Source organism: Providencia huaxiensis (assembly GCF_002843235.3).
Classification (GTDB): Bacteria; Pseudomonadota; Gammaproteobacteria; order Enterobacterales; family Enterobacteriaceae; genus Providencia; species Providencia huaxiensis.
Map to the genome: position 1 here is coordinate 2,434,486 of NZ_CP031123.2, position 20,025 is coordinate 2,454,510.

The 20,025-nt window shown below is 43.8% G+C and carries 16 protein-coding genes; 1 reads left to right on the top strand and 15 read right to left on the bottom strand.

Features of this window, described 5'->3' with window-relative positions; translation table 11 throughout:
• Nucleotides 1-18: 18 nt before the first annotated feature.
• Nucleotides 19-2,730: a preprotein translocase subunit SecA gene (secA, locus tag CYG50_RS12930; RefSeq protein ID WP_102137399.1), complete on the bottom strand. Its 2,712-nt coding sequence runs from the start codon at nt 2,728-2,730 to the stop codon at nt 19-21.
• A 96-nt stretch (nt 2,731-2,826) separates the two neighbouring features.
• Nucleotides 2,827-3,357, bottom strand: a complete 531-nt coding sequence (gene secM / locus CYG50_RS12935; RefSeq protein WP_102137398.1) for a secA translation cis-regulator SecM — start codon at nt 3,355-3,357, stop codon at nt 2,827-2,829.
• A gap of 75 nt (nt 3,358-3,432) precedes the next feature.
• Here secM and CYG50_RS12940 point away from each other — a divergent pair, with 75 nt between their 5' ends.
• Complete coding sequence (locus tag CYG50_RS12940; protein ID WP_102137397.1) at nt 3,433-3,954, top strand: DUF721 domain-containing protein; 522 nt, start codon at nt 3,433-3,435, stop codon at nt 3,952-3,954.
• A gap of 38 nt (nt 3,955-3,992) precedes the next feature.
• Here CYG50_RS12940 and lpxC read toward each other — a convergent pair whose 3' ends face one another.
• The 13 genes from lpxC to ftsI form a co-directional block, all read right to left on the bottom strand.
• Nucleotides 3,993-4,910 carry a UDP-3-O-acyl-N-acetylglucosamine deacetylase gene (gene lpxC / locus CYG50_RS12945; RefSeq protein ID WP_004262020.1) on the bottom strand — a complete coding sequence of 306 codons (918 nt, stop codon included), beginning with the start codon at nt 4,908-4,910 and terminating at the stop codon, nt 3,993-3,995.
• A gap of 99 nt (nt 4,911-5,009) precedes the next feature.
• Nucleotides 5,010-6,167, bottom strand: a complete 1,158-nt coding sequence (gene ftsZ, locus CYG50_RS12950) for a cell division protein FtsZ (RefSeq protein WP_004262022.1) — start codon at nt 6,165-6,167, stop codon at nt 5,010-5,012.
• A 60-nt stretch (nt 6,168-6,227) separates the two neighbouring features.
• Complete coding sequence (gene ftsA, locus CYG50_RS12955) at nt 6,228-7,484, bottom strand: cell division protein FtsA (RefSeq protein ID WP_004262024.1); 1,257 nt, start codon at nt 7,482-7,484, stop codon at nt 6,228-6,230.
• 35 nt (nt 7,485-7,519) lie between these two features.
• Nucleotides 7,520-8,326 carry a cell division protein FtsQ gene (gene ftsQ, locus CYG50_RS12960; protein WP_102137396.1) on the bottom strand — a complete coding sequence of 269 codons (807 nt, stop codon included), beginning with the start codon at nt 8,324-8,326 and terminating at the stop codon, nt 7,520-7,522.
• A gap of 1 nt (nt 8,327) precedes the next feature.
• Nucleotides 8,328-9,248, bottom strand: a complete 921-nt coding sequence (locus tag CYG50_RS12965; RefSeq protein ID WP_102137395.1) for a D-alanine--D-alanine ligase — start codon at nt 9,246-9,248, stop codon at nt 8,328-8,330.
• Nucleotides 9,249-9,250: 2 nt separating this feature from the next.
• On the bottom strand, nt 9,251-10,714 hold the full coding sequence (gene murC, locus CYG50_RS12970) for a UDP-N-acetylmuramate--L-alanine ligase (protein ID WP_102137394.1): 1,464 nt from the start codon (nt 10,712-10,714) through the stop codon (nt 9,251-9,253).
• A gap of 46 nt (nt 10,715-10,760) precedes the next feature.
• Nucleotides 10,761-11,834, bottom strand: coding sequence for an undecaprenyldiphospho-muramoylpentapeptide beta-N-acetylglucosaminyltransferase (murG, locus tag CYG50_RS12975; RefSeq protein ID WP_102137393.1), 1,074 nt, complete (start codon nt 11,832-11,834; stop codon nt 10,761-10,763).
• Nucleotides 11,831-13,024 carry a cell division protein FtsW gene (gene ftsW, locus CYG50_RS12980; protein WP_102137392.1) on the bottom strand — a complete coding sequence of 398 codons (1,194 nt, stop codon included), beginning with the start codon at nt 13,022-13,024 and terminating at the stop codon, nt 11,831-11,833. The genes murG and ftsW overlap by 4 nt, the downstream gene beginning before the upstream one ends.
• Nucleotides 13,024-14,334 carry a UDP-N-acetylmuramoyl-L-alanine--D-glutamate ligase gene (gene murD, locus CYG50_RS12985; protein WP_102137391.1) on the bottom strand — a complete coding sequence of 437 codons (1,311 nt, stop codon included), beginning with the start codon at nt 14,332-14,334 and terminating at the stop codon, nt 13,024-13,026. The genes ftsW and murD overlap by 1 nt, the downstream gene beginning before the upstream one ends.
• Before the next feature lies 1 nt (nt 14,335).
• Entirely contained in the window at nt 14,336-15,418 is a 1,083-nt protein-coding gene (gene mraY, locus CYG50_RS12990) for a phospho-N-acetylmuramoyl-pentapeptide-transferase (RefSeq protein WP_004262035.1), read from the bottom strand.
• Nucleotides 15,412-16,776, bottom strand: coding sequence for a UDP-N-acetylmuramoyl-tripeptide--D-alanyl-D-alanine ligase (murF, locus tag CYG50_RS12995; RefSeq protein ID WP_102137390.1), 1,365 nt, complete (start codon nt 16,774-16,776; stop codon nt 15,412-15,414). Before murF ends, mraY begins: the two co-directional genes overlap by 7 nt.
• Complete coding sequence (murE, locus tag CYG50_RS13000) at nt 16,773-18,260, bottom strand: UDP-N-acetylmuramoyl-L-alanyl-D-glutamate--2,6-diaminopimelate ligase (protein WP_102137389.1); 1,488 nt, start codon at nt 18,258-18,260, stop codon at nt 16,773-16,775. The genes murF and murE overlap by 4 nt, the downstream gene beginning before the upstream one ends.
• On the bottom strand, nt 18,247-20,013 hold the full coding sequence (ftsI, locus tag CYG50_RS13005) for a peptidoglycan DD-transpeptidase PBP3 (protein WP_102137388.1): 1,767 nt from the start codon (nt 20,011-20,013) through the stop codon (nt 18,247-18,249). Before ftsI ends, murE begins: the two co-directional genes overlap by 14 nt.
• Between the last annotated feature and the right edge of the window lie 12 nt (nt 20,014-20,025).

A 20,025-nucleotide genomic window follows, 5' to 3' on the forward strand; every position in this document is an offset into this window, starting at 1 on the left:
ATTAGAGTTAATGATGAACTAGTTTAAGCGACCGTGACATTGCTTATATTTTTTACCTGAACCACAAGGACAAGGATCATTACGACCAATTTTATGACCTTGAGTTGCAATTTTAGCTTCATTTTCAGTCATTAAAGATTCAGCACCTGCTTCATGGCTTAATTGTTGCCTTTTCGCTAAACGCTCAGCTTCTTCACGACGCTGTTGCTCTAATGCTTCAACCTCTTCAGGTAAACGAACTTGTACCTTAGATAAAGTGCTAATGACTTCATATTTCAAGGCTTCAAGCATGTTAGCAAACATGCTGAAAGATTCACGTTTGTATTCTTGCTTAGGATCTTTTTGCGCATAACCACGCAAATGAATGCCTTGGCGTAAGTAATCCATTGACGCTAAGTGCTCTTTCCATAACGTGTCTAATGTTTGCAACATGACACCTTTTTCGAAATTACGCATCGCTTCTGCGCCAACAATTTCTTCTTTACGACCATAAACTTCAATCGCTTTTGCCATAATGCGTTCACGCAATGTTTCTTCGTGTAACTCAGGCTCTTTGTCTAACCACTCTTTGATTGGTAAATCGAGGTCAAAATCATTGACTAAACGCTGATGTAAACCTTCAATATCCCACATTTCTTCAAGTGATTGAGGTGGAATATAGGCATCCATAGTTGTGGTTAACACATCCTCACGAATGCTATCAACCGTTTCTTTAATATCACCGCCATCAAGTAATTCATTACGTTGAGTATAAATAGCACGACGCTGGTCACTTGCAACATCATCATATTCAAGTAACTGTTTACGAATATCAAAGTTGCGGCTTTCAACTTTACGCTGTGCGTTAGCGATAGCCTTAGTCACCCATGGGTGCTCGATAGCTTCACCCGGTTTCATACCTAACTTTTTCATCATTCCAGTAACGCGGTCTGAGGCAAAAATACGCATCAGCGCATCTTCCATAGATAGGTAAAAACGAGATGAACCCGCATCCCCTTGACGACCCGCACGACCACGTAACTGGTTATCGATACGACGTGACTCATGACGCTCTGTACCGATAATATGCAAACCACCCGCCGCTAATACTGCATCATGGCGTACTTTCCAGTTTGCTTTGATCTCATCGATTTGCTCTTGGGTTGGCTCTTCTAATGCTGCAACCTCAGTTTGCCAGCTACCACCTAACATAATGTCAGTACCACGACCTGCCATGTTAGTTGCGATCGTCACGGCAGCAGCTTGACCTGCATTCGCGATGATATCCGCTTCCATTGCGTGGAATTTAGCATTCAAAACATTATGAGCAATTTTGGCTTTTTTCAATGCATTAGAAATCAATTCAGATTTCTCGATAGAAATCGTACCAACAAGAACTGGTTGTCCATTGGCGGTTCTTTCGCGAATATCTTCAATAATTGCTGCAAACTTATCAGTTTCGTTCATATAAACGAGATCAGGTAAGTCTTTACGAACCATTGGACGGTTAGTTGGGATAACAATTGTATCTAGTTTATAAATTGAACTAAACTCAAATGCTTCGGTATCCGCAGTCCCCGTCATACCTGCAAGTTTTTCATATAAACGGAAATAATTCTGGAAAGTAATAGAAGCTAAGGTTTGGTTTTCATTTTGAATTTCAACCCCTTCTTTCGCTTCAACTGCTTGGTGTAAACCGTCAGACCAACGACGCCCTTCCATTGTACGGCCGGTGTGTTCATCAACAATGACGATTTGACCATCTTTTACAATATAATCAACGTCTAAGGTAAACAACGCATGTGCACGCAAACCTGCCATTACATGGTGCATTAACATGATGTTAGAAGGCGAATATAGGGACTCACCTTCATCCATTAAACCTTCTTTTACCAGAAGCTCTTCGATTAATACCAGCCCACGTTCAGTTATGGTCACTTGACGTGCTTTTTCATCAACAGAGAAGTGGCCTTCCCCTTGGAAAGTGTCTGAATCTTCTTTCTCTTGACGTTGTAGATGTGGAATAAGTTTATCTACTTTTTGGTACAATTCAGAGCTGTCTTCTGCAGGGCCTGAAATAATCAGCGGTGTACGTGCTTCATCGATAAGAATGGAGTCGACCTCATCCACCAATGCATAATGCAATTTGCGTTGAACACGCTCTTCAGGGCTAAATGCCATGTTGTCGCGTAAGTAGTCGAAACCAAATTCATTATTCGTACCGTAAGTGATATCTGCCGCGTACGCTTCACGTTTTGCAGGAGGAGCCATACCTGGCAGGTTGATACCTACCGTTAGGCCTAAAAATTCAAATAATGGACGGTTATTTTCAGCATCACGTTTGGCTAAGTAGTCATTCACCGTAACTACGTGAACTCCTTTGCCACTTAACGCGTTGATATAAGCGGGCAATGTTGCCGTTAATGTTTTACCTTCCCCTGTACGCATTTCAGCGATACAGCGTTCATTCAGTACCATCCCACCAATAAGCTGTACATCAAAGTGGCGCATACCAAATACACGTTTACTGGCTTCACGAACAGTTGCAAATGCTTCAGGAATGATGCTTTCTAAGCTTTCACCTTTCGTTAAACGTTCACGAAACTCCACCGTTTTTGCTTTTAGCTCATCATCAGATAATTTTTCGAAGTCTGGCTCAAGGCGGTTAATTTTTTCAACTTCTTTACGTAAGCGGCGTAACGTGCGGTCATTACGACTACCAAAAACTTTGGTTAAAATCTTTGTTAACATGTTTTAATCTCTAATAATCAATTAATTGTTTTAAATTTTAATAAATTTTATGACATAAAACAGCGCAGCAATAAGCTGGCTTGTCATGAATGAAGATTAGGCTGTTAACGGACCGGCACGAATACCGTGAACTTGGGCAATCCAAATTGCAGGTTGGTAGGCAATAATATGAGGATAGTTATAATGACTAAATTGGATAACACTTTCATCCCACTGAAGTGAGCGCTGTGCTAACATGGCATACAGCGTATCTAACATCAATTGTGGAACAATAAGCTGTTCAGTCTCTTTTGTTGCAGCGTTTACATCATCGTCTTCCGTTGCCGAAAAAGCAAAAGTTAGCTGCCGAATGACATTCCTTACCGCATGTTGCTGCCAGTAATTTACTGAATAAGATGACGATGATGACGAAGAGCGTTGGGAATTCTGTTGAGCAAATAAATTGTCAAAAGCATTAACAGCTTGGTTTTGGCGATTAACTGGTGAAGAGTTAACCTGTGTATGTTGAGACTCTGATAACGCATTTAAAATTGTAGGCAAGCCGACACCCGTGGCAACCACACCTAATAACAGGTGGGACCAAAAGTATTTTCTACCAAGTTGTCGCCAAAAATTTAAAATGCCCATCAAACTCTTATATAATAAATAAGTGACAAAATTATTATTTGTAATTCGTTGTTTCATTCTCAGCTGGAGCTAAAAATGAGAGATAGTCATCCACAAGCACTTTTTGATGTTCTTGAAGGATCATTGGCAACATCATCGAACACTTTACAAACTATTCAGCGTAATGCAAAAGCAATTATCAAACTGAATCGGGCTGTAAAAGGGTTACTACCGGCTGAAATTAAACCCATGTGCCGTGTTGCAAACTACCGTAATAATATTATGGTCATTGAAGTGGCAAATGCCAGTTGGATGACCCGACTTAATTACGAAAAAATCAATCTTCTTTCTGCATTAAGAACATCTATTCTACCATCTTTATCTTCTATCGACATCAGAATCAATCCCGATCTTGTGCGAAAATCGAAGCAAAATAGCTCAGTAACTAAGCAAACAGCTTCAACAAGTCAAAAAATGAACGAACGTCAGATAAGCACACAGACAGCGAAAACACTTTTGAAATTAGCGGAAAATAGCCCGAAAGGATTAAAAGAAAGGTTTGAGCGGCTGGCTGCACTAGCCGGAGAGAGTACTAGTGCAACCAACAGAAAAGGCTAGCTTCGATTAGCTTTCGAAGGTAGCTGCATAATCAAGTATTATGCAAACACCGTTGAAGGTGCTTTGAATGCGACAGGCAATTGAGCTTCGTCTTCAAATGTGACGAGGTCCCAAGCAGATTCTTTCGCTAAAACTGCTTGTAACAGCTTGTTATTCAATGCATGACCTGACTTAAACGCAGTGAATGCGCCAATAATGTTGTGCCCACACATGAATAAATCACCAATTGCATCTAACATTTTGTGACGAACGAATTCATCTTCAAAACGTAAACCATCTTCGTTAAGAACTTTATAGTCATCAACAACGATGGCGCAGTCGAAACTACCGCCTAAGCATAAGCCTTTTGATTGCAGATATTCAATATCACGCATAAAGCCAAAAGTACGCGCACGGCTAATTTGATTTACAAATGATTCCGCTGAGAAATCAAGTGAGTAGCGTTGTGTGCTACTATCAATTGCTGGGTGTTGAAAATCAATTGTGAAATCAAGGCTAAACCCATTATAAGGTCGCATTTCAGCCCATTTATCACCATCTTCAACGCGTACAGTTTCTTTTATACGTAAAAATTTCTTCGCACAATTTAACTCTTCAATACCGCCATCAAGCAGTAAGAATACAAATGGTGCTGCACTGCCATCCATAATAGGGATTTCAGGCGCATTGACTTCAATAACAATGTTATCGATACCTAACCCTGCTAAGGCAGCATTCAAATGCTCAACAGTCGAAATACGCACGTTATCTTCATTAACTAAGCATGTACATAACATGGTGTCACGAACTGATTTTGCATCTGCCGGAAAATCAACCGGTGGATTAAGGTCAGTACGACGGTAGATGACCCCGGTATTGGCCGGCGCTGGACGTAATGTAAGCGTAACTTTCTTGCCGGTATGTAAACCAACACCAGTCGCTGTAATAATACGTTTTAGTGTCCGTTGTTTGATCATCGTATTTTTCTCGCAATGTTATAAGTCCTACTGATCATCATACAAGATAATCAGTAGGAAATTTTAGCACAAAAAGCGGAGAAACCAATATAAATAAAATTAATCGGCCTGCTTACGCAAGAACGCAGGAATATCAAGATAATCTGGTTCTTTGTTTGTTTGCGTATTTTGGTCGTTAACTGCTTTAGCAGCTGGTTTCTCTTCTGTTAATGAAGACATGCTATTTTGCATTTGCTGATAGCGTTGCTCCATTGACGCCTGCTGAGACATTTTGTTGCTAACTAAAGTAATTTCTGGACGTTTGTCCATACCAATACCTGTAGCAACAACAGTGACACGCAGTTCTTCGTGCATTTCTGGGTCAAGAGATGTACCGATTACCACTGTTGCATTATCAGATGCGAAGGCACGAATAGTGTTACCTACCGTTTCAAACTCATCTAAACGCAGGTCGAAGCCAGCCGTGATGTTAACTAATACACCACGTGCACCAGACAGGTCGATATCTTCAAGAAGTGGACTAGAAATAGCCATTTCTGCCGCTTCTTCTGCTCTATCTTCACCACGAGCAACACCTGACCCCATCATCGCGTAGCCCATTTCTGACATCACAGTACGTACGTCAGCAAAGTCTACGTTCATTAAACCTGGGCGAGTAATCAGTTCAGCGATACCTTGTACTGCACCTTTTAGTACGTCATTTGCCGCACCGAAAGCATCCAGTAATGAGATACCACGACCAAGTACTTTTAATAATTTATCATTTGGGATAGTGATCAGTGAGTCAACATGTTTTGACAACTCAGTGATACCCGCTTCTGCGAATGCCATGCGTTTTTTCCCTTCGAAATTGAAAGGTTTAGTCACAACAGCAACTGTCAGAATACCCAATTCTTTGGCAACTTCGGCAACAACCGGAGCTGCGCCAGTCCCTGTGCCACCGCCCATACCGGCTGCGATAAAGACCATATCTGCGCCATCTAAAGCATTACGCAGCGCTTCACGGTCCTCTTCAGCGGCATTACGGCCAACTTCAGGGTTTGCACCTGCACCCAGACCTTTGGTAATACCTGTACCGATCTGGATAGTTTGTCCAACTGCGGTTTTACGCAGCGCTTGCGCATCTGTATTGACAGCGAAGAATTCGACGCCTTCAATACGTTCACGCACCATGTGTTCAACGGCATTTCCGCCGCCGCCGCCAACGCCGATGACTTTAATCACCGCATCGTTGGTTAGCTCCATTGGTTCAAACATAATGTCTCTCCGTTTTGTGCTTACTACTTTCGAAGCTAATAATATGCTTCTTTATCAAAATTAAAATTCTTTTCTCAGCCAACTGGTGATTTTACTAAACCATCCGCTAACTGATGCACGTTTTTCTACTTCGGTATCATCGCCTAAGTGACTTTCTTTACCGTAATGCAGAAGCCCTACTGCTGTTGAGTAATATGGCTCCTGCGCATAATCCGTTAACCCTGTGATGTTGAGCGGTGTACCAATTCGCACTTGCGTATGGAACACTTTTTGCGCACATTCGACTAGACCGTCAATTTGTGCGGCTCCACCCGTCAACACGATACCAGCTGCCAAATGGTGTTTGACACCTTGTTGACGCAACTGTTCCTGTAAATTTAAAATTTCTTCATTTACTAAGTTTAACAGCTCAGTATACCGTGGCTCGATAACTTCTGCTAAGGTTTGACGCTGTAAACTTCGTGGTGGTCGCCCACCAACACTTGGCACTTCGACAGTTTCATCTTTACTAACGATAGAACCGACTGCACAACCATGACGCACTTTAATGGCTTCGGCATCACTTGGAGGTGTTCCAAACGCATACGCGATGTCACTTGTCACCACGTTACCTGCATAGGGGATCACTTTCGTATGACGCAAAGCCCCACCAGTATAAACCGCCATATCCATAGTACCGCCGCCGATATCGACGACACATACACCTAATTCACGCTCATCTTCCGTCAAAACGCTATAACTTGCAGCGAGACCAGCAAAAATAAGCTGATCAACTTTTAACCCACAACGTTCAACGGCTTTAACAATATTTTTCGCCATATCGTTATGGCAGGTAATCAAATGAACTTTAGCTTGCATACGTACACCCGATAAACCAACTGGGTTTTTAATCCCTTCTTGGTAATCTATTGCAAATTCTTGCGGTATCACGTGCAAAATTCTGTGTTCATCACGAACACGCACTGATTTTGCTGTATGCACAACACTGTCAACATCTTCTTGCGTCACTTCTTCTTCTGAAACTGGCACCATACCAATTTCATTTTGGCAACTGACGTGCTTACCCGATAGTGCAAGGTAAACCGATGAAATTTGGCAGTCGGCCATAAGTTCCGCCTGATCAATGGCTCTTTGCACACATTTTACCACTGATTCAAGGTCGTTTACGCCACCTTTGTCCATTCCACGAGATGGACAACTTCCCACCCCAATAATATTAACCATACCATCGGGCAGAATTTCGCCAACAAGGGCTGATACCTTGGAAGTTCCAATTTCAAGGCCTACCACTAATTTTCTGTCCGTTGCTTTAATCATTTTTTCTGCCTAATTTTTGTTATTAGTCATCGTTTTTATTGTAACTCCGGTGGAGCATCGACCAAGAGTGGCGCCCAGCCCACCGCAGCACCACTGGAATAACGTAAGTCAACATAGTCAACACGTTTATCCGTTGTTTGCTGCAAAAGCGGATACAGTTCAAGGAACCTATTTAACCGCTCTGACACTTCTTTCTTACCTAATTCAATTCTAACATCGTTGTCTAAAATAATTTGCCATGCGTGTCTGGCTGTCATCGATAGTGATTTTAGCTTTAGGTTATGTGCCGCTAATGTGTTCTTAAAGATAGAATATTCTTTGAGAACCTCTTTCTGGCTACCTTGTGGCCCATAAAGCAACACATAATCCCCTTTACCATTTTCGCTAACCGGCAAATTAAATACTCGGCCTTGTTCATCCACCATGTTTTGATCATTCCACCTAGCGAATGGGCGGTATTCAACAATATGAATTTTCAATTCATCTGGCCATTGTTTACGCACTGTCACTTGGCGTACCCATGGCATCATACTTATTTGGTTTTGGATAGCGTTGACATCGACGGTCATAAACGTTCCCGGCTGCCCTAACGCTAAAATGGCCTTTCTGACATCATCATTTTTGGTGTAATGGCGTTCACCCGTTAGCACCAATTTAGACATCGGCAGCCTGTCAGCATCTTTCATCCAAGTCATCACCATCCAACCACTCCAGATGATAGTGCCAACCACAAATAGAAAGAAAAATAACCCACCTAAAAACGCACCATTACTTGGCCCTGAACGCGGGTCCTCGTCGTTCTTCTGATTATGATGCCTAACATTTAGTGCTGCTTGTGACATATCAACGAGCCAATTTCAAAATTTGTACAACTAACTGTGAAAAACTCATCCCCGCTTGACGAGCTGCCATCGGTACTAAGCTATGGCTTGTCATACCTGGCGATGTATTAACTTCCAGCAGATAAAATTGACCATCGTTATCTTGCATTACATCAACTCGTCCCCAACCTTCGCAGCCAACAACTTGGTATGCTTTCAGCGCTAAGTCTGTGAGTTCAGACTCGAGCTGTTCACCTAGGCCACTTGGGCAAAAGTATTGGGTTTCATCAGATAAATATTTCGCTTCGTAATCATAAAAAATACCCGGTGGTTGAATACGAATTGACGGCAGAGCGTTATCTCCCAACACTGCAACCGTGAACTCAGGGCCACTCAACCATTTTTCAATTAACAATGTTTCATCAAATTGAAACGCGAGATCCAATGCAGCGGGCAATGCCTCTAAGCTATCAACTTTACTCATGCCAACACTTGAGCCTTCTAGGCTCGGCTTCACAATGAGCGGTAACCCTAGCAATTGTACTTTAGCAACAATTTGTTCACGAGAAGCCTGCTTATACTGCTGCTTTGTTAAGTAAACATATGGCGACACACTTAGCCCTGCACCTTGCCATAATTGTTTTGTTCTCAGCTTATCCATGCTAAGTGCACAAGCCATAACACCACTGCCGGTATAAGGCAGATTTAATGTTTCTAGCAGCCCTTGCAATGTCCCGTCTTCACCACCACGGCCATGTAATGCAATAAAAACTTTATTGAAACCTGCATCTTTCAGTGTTTCTACAGGGAAATCTTGGGGGTCAATAGGATGAGCATCAATGCCTGCTTGGCGTAACCCCGCCAGCACAGCATTTCCTGACTGAAGTGAAACCTCACGTTCAGCGGATGAGCCCCCTAATAGAACCGCAACTTTCTCTGTCATTTTTATTCCTCAACCATCGGTGGCTGTAATTTTGCTTCTGCCAAGTTTTTGGCTATTTTACCAATATTTCCTGCGCCTTGAACTAAAATTAAATCATTTTCATCAAGAGTTTGAGCTAAAATATGTGGAATTTGTTCAGTATCTGCTACATAAATAGGATCAATCTGACCGCGGCCACGAATTGTTCTACATAATGAGCGGCTATCTGCACCCGGTACATGCTTTTCACCCGCTGAATATACATCTAGCATCAGCAGCACATCTACCTGCCCTAAAACATTAACAAAATCATCGTATAAGTCACGAGTACGAGTATAACGATGCGGTTGGAATACCATAACAATGCGTTTATCTGGCCAACCTGCTCTCGCTGCTTTAATCGTTGCGTCAACTTCCGTTGGGTGGTGACCATAGTCATCGACTAGCATCACTTCCCCCTCTTTACCATTCACATTGCGCAGAGGGAAATTCCCTAGGAAATCAAAGCGACGACCCGTACCTTGAAATTCAACTAGTGCAGATAAAATATGAAGGTCATCAATACCTTCTTCAGTTGCAACAGCAACGGCAGCTGTCGCATTAAGGGCATTGTGACGTCCCGGTGCATTTAGAACCACCGTCAGCTCTGGCATATTTTCACGGGCAATGGTGAAAAAGCCTTGATTTCCTTTTTGCTCATATTGGGTGATACGCACATCAGCGTCTTCACTAAAACCATAAGTGGTAATGTAACGACCAATTTTTGGTAGTAACGAGCGGATCACAGGGTCATCAATACACATCACTGCACGCCCGTAAAATGGCAGATTGTGCAAGAAATTAATGAACGTATTCGTTAAATTATCGAAGTCGCCTTGGTAAGTATCCATATGGTCTGCTTCGATATTTGTCACAACGGCAACTAACGGTTGCAAATGTAAGAACGAAGCATCGCTTTCATCAGCTTCTGCTATCAAGTAGCGGCTACTACCTAAACGCGCGTGTGTTCCTGCTGATTTAACTAAGCCCCCATTCACAAATGTAGGGTCAAGGCCTGCTTGTGCATAAATCCCAGAAATCATTGCTGTGGTGGTGGTTTTCCCGTGGGTACCTGCAACGGCAATACCATGACGGTAACGCATTAATTCAGCTAACATTTCTGCACGGCGAATAACTGGAATACGCAATTCTTTGGCGGCTTGAATTTCAGGGTTCTCGCTTGAAATCGCTGTTGATACGACGACAACGCTCGCATTTTCAACGTTCTCTGGGCGGTGATTAAAGTAAATCGTTGCGCCTAATGCGGTTAATTGTTGTGTCACTGCATTGGGTGCTAAATCTGAACCGCTAATTTCATAGCCTTCATTTGCCAACACTTCAGCGATACCACCCATGCCAGCACCGCCGATGCCGACAAAATGGATGTGCCTGACTCTTCTCATTTCTGGCACTGATGTTCTTAATTTCGCTAATTGTTGTGTATTCACTATATTTCTTCGCTTCTAATTAATTCGGTATCAATTATGGCTAATATTATTTAGCCACTTCACAAATCACGGCAGCAACTCGTTCTGTTGCATCAGTAATTGCACAGCTATGCGCTTTTTCAGCCATTGAGAGTAATTCGTTTCTATCCCATTGCTCTAATAAGCTCGCCACAGCATCTGCGGTAAATTGTGACTGTTCTAAAATTTTAGCCGCTCCCGCTTTTTCTAGCGGTAATGCATTCCAATACTGCTGACGGTCTTTATGTTGAAAAGGAACAAAAATAGCCGGTAAACCTGCGGCTGCAATTTCACTTACTGTTAGTGCACCAGACCGACAGACGACAATATCTGCCCATGCGTAAGCTTGCGCCATATCATCAATAAATTCAGTAACTTTATACTCGGAATTGCCTGAAACTTGCATATGCTCATTATACAATGCTTCTGTTGATTCCTTACTGCCTTTTCCCGCTTGATGCCAGATATTTAACTGTTTGCCTACTTTTTCAGCAACAAGAGGCATCACTTGATTCAAAACCCGTGCCCCTTGGCTACCACCAACGACTAATACGCGTACAGCGCCTTCTCGGTCTGCTAAACGTACCTGGGGTGCCGGTAGTGCTAAAACATCTTCACGTACCGGGTTCCCGACAACTGGTGCGTCAGGAAATGCGCCCGGAAAGGCTTGTAACACTCTTTTTGCGATCCGCGATAACCATTTATTCGTTAAACCCGCGATTCCATTTTGTTCATGAAGCACAACGGGTACACCGCATTGCCATGCCGCAATACCACCAGGACCTGAAACATAGCCCCCCATGCCTAATACTGCATCTGGCTGATAACGCTTGATAATCGTTTTTGCTTGGCGGATAGCTTTATAAATACGCCATGGTGCCCCCAGTTGTGCGGCAATACCTTTACCCCTGAGTCCCGAAATTTGAATGAATTCAATATCGATACCATGCTTAGGGACTAATGTGGCTTCCATTCGGTCAGCCGTACCTAACCAACGGATCTCCCAGCCTTGAGCCTGCAAATAATGAGCCACAGCTAACCCCGGAAAAACATGCCCTCCGGTTCCACCTGCCATGACGAGTAATTTCTTTGCCTGACTCATTTAGTGCTCCTTACAAACGCCTGCGCTTTTTCAAGGCGTGTTTCAAAATCAATTCTCAGTAATATCGCAATGGCGGCAGCCATCACCAGTAAACTCGAACCACCATAACTAATTAACGGCAGTGTTAAACCTTTTGTTGGTAACATGCCTGATGCGGCACCGACGTTAACCAAAGCTTGGAAGGTAAACCAAATACCAATTGAACAAGCCAAATAACCACCGAATAATTGGTTCGACATCAATGCGCGACGGCCAATCATCATTGCCCTAAATGCCAGCATAAAGACCATCAGCAGAACCAATACAACGCCAAAGTACCCGAGCTCTTCGGCTAAAACTGAGAAAATAAAGTCAGTATGTGCTTCTGGCAAGTATTCTAATTTTTGTACTGAATTTCCTAACCCTTGCCCAAACATTTCACCACGACCAAAGGCCATTAAAGATTGGGTTAGCTGATAACCACTGCCAAACGGGTCATCCCACGGGTTCAAAAACGACGTCACTCGACGTAAGCGGTACGGCTCGAACCAAATCAAAGCCAATACCCCCACCGCACAAGCGGCAATACCAATAATAAAGGGGGCTAACCTTGCTCCCGCTAAAAACAACAACCCCAGAGTGGTTACCACTAATACGATAACGGTCCCTAAGTCAGGTTGTAATAAAAGCAATGACGCCATCACAATCAAAATACACATCGGTTTGATAAAGCCAAGAAAACGGGTTCTGACTTCATCAGACTTACGCACTAAATAACTGGACACGTAACAGAATAACGTAAATTTCGAAATTTCTGCCGGTTGAATTTTAACCAAACCGATATCTATCCAGCGAGATGCCCCGTTAACTGAACTCCCAGCCACCAGTACCACGACGAGCATGCCAAGTGAAACCATCAACAATACGAAGTTGTACTTTTCCCAAACCGCCATCGGAATACGCATGACACCTAGGGCTAAAATAAATGCGATGACGATATACACCACATCACGCTTAGCAAAATAAAAAGGATCTTCCGTTAAGCGCTGGCCAACTGGCATGGAGGCGGATGTGACCATAATAAAACCCACCGCGGCTAAACCGAATGCCAACCACACCAATGTACGGTCGTAAAGCGTTGAGCCTGAAATCACGCCATTTTTTTCACCAATGACCCAATTTTTTAAACGCATCGCACCCGGTATCGTCATTAACCTAGCTCCTGGGCTAATTGAGCAAAGACAGTCCCACGCTGCTCAAAACTTTTAAACTGATCCAAGCTGGCACATGCAGGGGATAACAACACCATGTCCCCCGCTTTTAATTGTGGCGCAATTTGGCGTAAGCTTTGTTCCATAGTTTCAGTCAAGACGGATTTTTCAGGGGCCATATCAGCTAATGCTTTCCCATCACGACCAAAACAGTATAGACGGTAGTTATCCGCAGCAATATATTGTTTTAATGGTGAAAAATCAGCTGACTTACCATCACCACCCAATAATAAATAGATATTGCCATCCACATGTAACCCATTTAACGCCGCTTCCGTACTTCCAACATTTGTGGCTTTAGAGTCATTAATCCAGCGCACACCGTTGTTGAATAACACTAACTCGAAGCGATGTGCTAGCCCCGTATATTCTTTCAAGACTTGAAGGCATGCAGAGCGAGGAATATTCACGGCATCCGCCAATGCTAACGCGGCTAACCCATTGAGATAATTATGTTGACCCGTTAGGTGCATTTCGTTGACATCGAGCAGCTCTTTTCCTTTCGCCACTAACACCCGTTTTTGAGTATCAAAGAAATAATCACCACTATTTAAGCCAAAGCTTATGCATTCACCCAAAGTATGATTTGCGGGTAAGGTCAGCGCATCTTGTACGTTAACAATGCAGTTTTTAGCATTGTGATAAATTTTTAATTTTGCTTCACGGTACTGGTCTAGACCTAATGGATATCTATCCATATGATCTTCACTAATATTTAAGACTGTCGCAGCGGTCGCTTCTAGGCTTGATGTGGTTTCTAGTTGGAAGCTTGAAAGCTCTAAAACGTATAAACGATGCCCTGCATTGAGTAATGAAAGCGCAGGCGTACCAATATTTCCACCAACACCAACTGAAATACCCGCTACTTTCGCCATTTCACCCACCAATGACGTGACGGTACTTTTACCATTTGAACCGGTAATGGCGACAATCGGTGCATCCGCTTCACGGCAAAACAGTTCGATATCACCCACAATTTCGATGCTGTTTTCTGCCGCTTGCTGTAACTGAGGCGTTGCCAACGCAATTCCTGGACTAGCAACAATTAAATCGGCTGCTTGTAGCCAGCTATTATTCAAGCTACCACTATGACATTCCACATTTGCTGGGAGTTTATCTACACCTGGCGGCACTTCACGGGTATCCATAACACGGGGGACAACACCGCGTGCCAAGAAAAAGTGAACGCAAGATAGGCCGGTGATCCCCAGCCCAATAATGACTACGTTCTTACCCTGATAATCGACCATATTAACGCACCTTTAAGGTTGCCAGCCCAATCAGGACTAACATTAGCGAGATAATCCAGAAACGCACGATAACACGTGGCTCTGGCCAACCCTTCAATTCATAATGGTGGTGAATTGGTGCCATACGGAAAATACGTTGTCCGCGCAATTTAAATGAACCGACTTGTAAAATAACTGACAGCGTCTCAACGACGAACACACCGCCCATAATCACTAATAAAAACTCTTGGCGCAGTAATACCGCAATAGTCCCTAGAGCACCGCCAAGCGCCAATGAGCCAACATCCCCCATAAATACTTGCGCTGGATAAGTGTTAAACCATAAGAAGCCTAACCCTGCTCCAACAATGGCAGTACAGACAATCACTAATTCACCTGCATGGGGTAAGAATGGAATATGTAAGTAACTGGCAAAATTGACGTTACCTGTTGCCCATGCCACTAATGCAAAACCTGCGGCAACGAATACCGTTGGCATGATAGCTAAGCCATCCAAACCATCGGTTAGGTTTACGGCGTTACTGGTTCCAACAATCACAAAATACGTCAACAAAATATACAGCATGCCCAGTTGTGGCATCACATCTTTGAAAAATGGCACAACTAACTGAGTTGCCGGAGTATCTTTACCAATCGCGTACATGGAAAAGGCAACAATTAACGCAATCACGGATTGCCAAAAATATTTCCAACGGGCAATTAAACCACGAGTATCTTTGCGTACCACTTTACGGTAATCATCAACAAAACCGACAATACCATACCCAACGAGCACAAGCAGAACACACCAAACGTAAGGGTTGTCTAAGCGAGCCCATAGCAACGTTGAAACGGTGATTGAAAATAAAATCAATAACCCGCCCATGGTTGGGGTTCCACGCTTACTAAAGTGAGACTCAGGGCCTTCGTTACGAACGACTTGACCAATTTGCATTTTTTGTAGGTAAGCAATTAAATGAGGTCCCATCCACAATGCAATAGCGAGTGCTGTCAGCAAACCGACAATGGCCCTGAACGTCAAATAAGAGAAGACGTTCAGAACAGAAAACTTGTGGACCAACATTTCGGCAAGCCAGACTAACATTCGAAGCACTCCTTCAATGCATTCACCACATCTTCCATCGCGGAGCTGCGTGAACCTTTAACTAAAATAGAAACAACGTCCTTCTGCTGTGCTAGCGGAATTAGTCGGGTTAATAAATCTGCTTTCACTGTGAAGTGCTCACCACACTCACTAAATTGGCTGATCAACTCACTTAATTGACCAACACTGAATACTTTGTCTAAGCCAGCCTGCTTAGCGGCAACACCAACACGCTGATGGCAATCTTCTGCATAATCGCCCAGCTCCCCCATATCCCCAACCACCAAGATGCGGTAGCCCGGCATTTTTTCAAGGACATGAATTGCCGCAATCATCGAGCCATCATTCGCGTTATAAGTGTCGTCTAATACCACTTTGTGCTCACTCAAGCGCACTGGATATAAACGCCCTGGTACTGCTTGTGTTTTTGCTAAGCCGTTTTTGATGTCTTCTAGGCTAGCGCCAACTGAAATCGCCAATGCACTCGCTGCTAATACATTCGCGATATTATGTAGCCCCGGTAATGGCAAAGTGATATCAACGCTTCCAACAGGGGTATGTAACACAAAATCTGTTGTCAGCTGTTTCACTTGGATATCAGAAGGATAGAAATCCGCTTTTGCTTGTGGCGTTAGCGAGTAATACCAAACAGTTTGGCGTGGCTGAAACTGCCATTTTTCACTGTAGCTATCAAGGTTAACAATCGCGGTTCCTTCTTCAGGAACGCCTTGATAAATTTCACCTTTCGCTTTAGCAACCCCTTCAGGTGAACCAAAGCCCGCTAAGTGCGCAGCAAATAAATTGTTAACTAACGCCGCTTCTGGTTTAACAATACTGGTTGTGTAGGCGATTTCATTTGGGTGATTTGCACCCATTTCTATCACCGCGAAGTCATCATCATTTGTTAAACGAAATAGTGTCAAAGGCACACCAATATCGTTGTTTAAATTACCGGCGGTATATAAAGTTTTACCGCGCTCAGATAAAATGGATGCGGTCATTTCTTTGACCGATGTTTTGCCTGAAGACCCCGTCAAACCAACAATTCGAGCTCTACTTTGCTGACGAACCCATGCTGCTAATTGGCCCATCGCAATACGCGTGTCTTTTACGATGACTTGAGGGCAATCCACTTCCAGTTTGCGCTCAACGAGTAATGCTTTCGCTCCCGAAACCACCACTTGCTGTGCAAAATCATGGGCGTCGAAGCGTTCACCTTTTAAAGCAATAAAGAGACAATTTTCAGCAATTTTGCGGCTATCCGTACTCACTGCGCTAATCAAGAGCGTTGTATCCGCAACAGATTCAACCTGCCCTTGAGTTACTTGCGCCAATTGAGCGAGTGTTAGCGAGATCATGCGATTACCCCCAACAGACGTGCTACCGTTAAACGGTCTGAGTAATCTAATTTACGATTGCCAATAATTTGATAATCTTCATGACCTTTACCAGCGATCACAATCACATCATCAGGAGATGCTTGTAAAATGGTGTTTGTCACGGCTTCTGGGCGACCCGGAATGGCCAAAGCACGGCTCGAATCTAATAAGCCCGCCATGATGTCGTTGATAATATCAATTGGGTCTTCGCTGCGTGGGTTATCGTCAGTGATAACGATTTTATCTGCATACTCCTCTGCGGCTGCTCCCATCAGAGGGCGCTTGCCTTTGTCACGGTCACCACCGCACCCAAATACGCACCAAAGTTGCCCTTTACAATGTAAACGCGCTGCCGCTAAGGCTTTTTCTAACGCATCTGGTGTATGTGCATAATCAACAACAACGGTCGGTTTGTTTGGTGCACTGAACACTTCCATTCGACCGCAAACGGGTGACAATGAAGAGGCCGCCGCAAGCAGTTTATCCAATGGATACTCCATCATTAGCAAGGTTGCCATTGCAACTAATAAGTTGCTGACATTAAATGCCCCCATCAGTGGGCTTTCAAATGCGCCTTTGCCCCAAGTGGAGTCAAAATGAATGGTCGCGCCCTTGTCGTGGTATTCCACTTCAGTGGCTTTCAACCATGGTCCTTGCCAGTCTGCTGGGATACGGTTTTCCATCGTAACAGCGCAGGCTTGTGGTAAACGTTGTAGCCATTTCAAGCCAATAACATCATCTGCATTGATGATTTGCGATTTTGCATTATGTGTAGAAAACAATAGCCATTTCGCGGCTTCATAACTCTCCATGTCACCATGATAGTCAAGGTGATCACGGCTTAAATTAGTAAACACAACGGCATCGAACTGTAAAGCGGCAACACGACCTTGCACTAAGCCATGAGAAGACACTTCCATCGCGGTTAATGTCGCTTTTTGGTTTAATAACTGAGTCAATTCAAGTTGGATATCTACCGCAGAGCCTGTGGTGTTTTCGCTTGGTGATACATGGCCTAATAAGCCATTACCCACAGTTCCCATTACAGCGCTAGTTTCCCCTAGTCCATGAGCCCACTGAGCAATTAATTGTGTCGTGGTTGTTTTGCCATTAGTACCGGTCACGCCAACAAGTTTCATATTTGCTGATGGCTGCTGATAAAACTCACCAGCAAGAGCTGATAAACGGTTATTCAGGTCATTTAAATAAATAACAGGTACACCGTGAACAAAACGAATTTCGCCTTCAACGGCTTCACCTTCTGCTTCCGCTATCACAGCGGAAACCCCTTGAGCAATCGCTTGAGGAATATAGTGTCGCCCATCCGATTGATGGCCTTTTATTGCAATAAACAGATCGCCCGCGGCAGCCTTTCGGCTGTCTAGCGTCATCTCACGTAGTGAGATTGGAGTTGTGCTCACACCAAAGGGTGAGAGTAGATCACAAAGATTACGATCTGCCACTTTTAACCTCTTTTTGACTATTTACAATTTCATTTTGTTCATTTGGTTGCAATGCATCAGGTTCAACGTTCATCAACCGTAAAACGCCGCCCATAATCGAACCAAATACCGGTGCAGATACTGCACCACCATAATAACTACCCGCGCTTGGCTCATTAATAAGCACCACTAACGCATAGCGTGGATTGCTCGCAGGAGCAACACCAGCAGCGTAAGCTAAATATTTATTAATATAACGCCCTTCAGGCCCCACTTTTTTCGCAGTCCCTGTTTTAATCGCAATACGGTAGCCTTTAATTGCCGCTCGTGCTCCCCCGCCTCCGGGTAAAGCCACGCTTTCCATCATATGAACCACTGTTCGCATGATTGGTTCAGGAAAAACGCGTGTTCCTGACACAGGAGGATCAACTTTTGTGATGGATAGCGGCCGATAAATACCAAAACTACCAATGGTTGCGTAGGCTCGCGCTAACTGTAACGGTGTTACCATTTGCCCGTAGCCAAAAGAAAAGGTGGCCCTATCTAAATCAGACCACCGTGTTTTTTTACTTGGAAAGATGCCACTACTTTCCCCGACTAACCCCAGATTAGTCGGCTTGCCAAACCCAAAGCGGCTATACACATCCACCAGCTCAGTGGCAGGCATCGCTAACGCAAGTTTTGAAACACCTACGTTACTCGACTTCTGTAAAATCCCAGTAATTGTTAGCTCTGCATATCGTGCTACGTCTTTGATTTCATGGCCGCTAATACGATATGGATAAGTATTAATTACTGAGTTTTCTTTAATAATTCTGTTATGTAGCGCACTCATTACCACCATCGGTTTTACCGTCGAACCCGGTTCGAAAATATCCGTAATGGCGCGGTTACGCATTGCATCCATTGATGTACCGGTTAAGTTATTTGGGTTGTAGGATAGGCTATTCGCCATAGCTAAAATTTCACCGGTATGAACATCCACTAAAATTGCCACACCCGATTCAGCTTTGTTTTCCTGCACGCCACGTGTTAGTTCACGGTAAACAATCGATTGAATTCGTTCATCAATACTTAATGTCAAATTATGCGCAGCTTGGCTGTCAATAGACGAAATCGTTTCAATCACTCGCCCATTACGGTCTTTGCGGACAGTACGTTCGCCCGGCGCACCTTTTAACCAACGGTCAAAGCTTTTTTCAACCCCTTCAATCCCTTCACCATCAATGTTTGTTACCCCTAATAAGTGAGCGGTAACTGGGCCTGATGGGTAATAACGACGAGATTCTTTGCGTAAGTAAATACCCGGTATTTTTAATTTTTTAACGTAATCACCAATAGAGGGGTTAACTTGGCGCGCTAAATACACAAAACGGCCTCTTGGATTGGCCGATATTTTGCTCGTAATTTGTTCTAGTGGAATTTCAAGTGCGTCTGCCAGTGCTTTCCAGTGTTCGTCATTGCTGATCCCCCCTTTTTCAAACACCTCTTTGGGGTCTGCCCAAATCGCATTGACGGGCACACTTACCGCCAGTTGCCGCCCTTCTCGGTCGCTTATCATACCTCGAGAGGTTGCAACTTCTTGCACTCGTAAAGAGCGCATATCGCCTTCTTTCACCAGTTTCTCTGGCGCAATAATTTGCAGATAAGCCACCCGAGTTAGCAACCCTGCTAACGCCAAGACAATGCATCCGCACAGCAAAATAAAGCGCCAGCGGACAAAGCTGGTGCTTTCTTCTTGTTTCTTATTTTTCGCTGTTTTTGGTGCTTTCATTAGGAACCTTTT

Excerpts from the sequence above, each read along its gene's own strand:
- mraY (WP_004262035.1), bottom strand. The coding sequence starts at position 15,418 with ATGTTAGTCTGGCTTGCCGAAATGTTGGTCCACAAGTTTTCTGTTCTG.
- ftsW (WP_102137392.1), bottom strand. The coding sequence starts at position 13,024 with ATGACGATACCGGGTGCGATGCGTTTAAAAAATTGGGTCATTGGTGAA.
- CYG50_RS12965 (WP_102137395.1), bottom strand. The coding sequence starts at position 9,248 with ATGACAGAGAAAGTTGCGGTTCTATTAGGGGGCTCATCCGCTGAACGT.
- ftsZ (WP_004262022.1), bottom strand. The coding sequence starts at position 6,167 with ATGTTTGAACCAATGGAGCTAACCAACGATGCGGTGATTAAAGTCATC.
- ftsQ (WP_102137396.1), bottom strand. The coding sequence starts at position 8,326 with ATGTCACAAGCAGCACTAAATGTTAGGCATCATAATCAGAAGAACGAC.
- CYG50_RS12940 (WP_102137397.1), top strand. The coding sequence starts at position 3,433 with ATGAGAGATAGTCATCCACAAGCACTTTTTGATGTTCTTGAAGGATCA.
- lpxC (WP_004262020.1), bottom strand. The coding sequence starts at position 4,910 with ATGATCAAACAACGGACACTAAAACGTATTATTACAGCGACTGGTGTT.
- ftsA (WP_004262024.1), bottom strand. The coding sequence starts at position 7,484 with ATGATTAAAGCAACGGACAGAAAATTAGTGGTAGGCCTTGAAATTGGA.
- ftsI (WP_102137388.1), bottom strand. The coding sequence starts at position 20,013 with ATGAAAGCACCAAAAACAGCGAAAAATAAGAAACAAGAAGAAAGCACC.
- murD (WP_102137391.1), bottom strand. The coding sequence starts at position 14,334 with ATGGTCGATTATCAGGGTAAGAACGTAGTCATTATTGGGCTGGGGATC.
- murF (WP_102137390.1), bottom strand. The coding sequence starts at position 16,776 with ATGATCTCGCTAACACTCGCTCAATTGGCGCAAGTAACTCAAGGGCAG.
- secA (WP_102137399.1), bottom strand. The coding sequence starts at position 2,730 with ATGTTAACAAAGATTTTAACCAAAGTTTTTGGTAGTCGTAATGACCGC.
- murG (WP_102137393.1), bottom strand. The coding sequence starts at position 11,834 with ATGAGTCAGGCAAAGAAATTACTCGTCATGGCAGGTGGAACCGGAGGG.
- secM (WP_102137398.1), bottom strand. The coding sequence starts at position 3,357 with ATGGGCATTTTAAATTTTTGGCGACAACTTGGTAGAAAATACTTTTGG.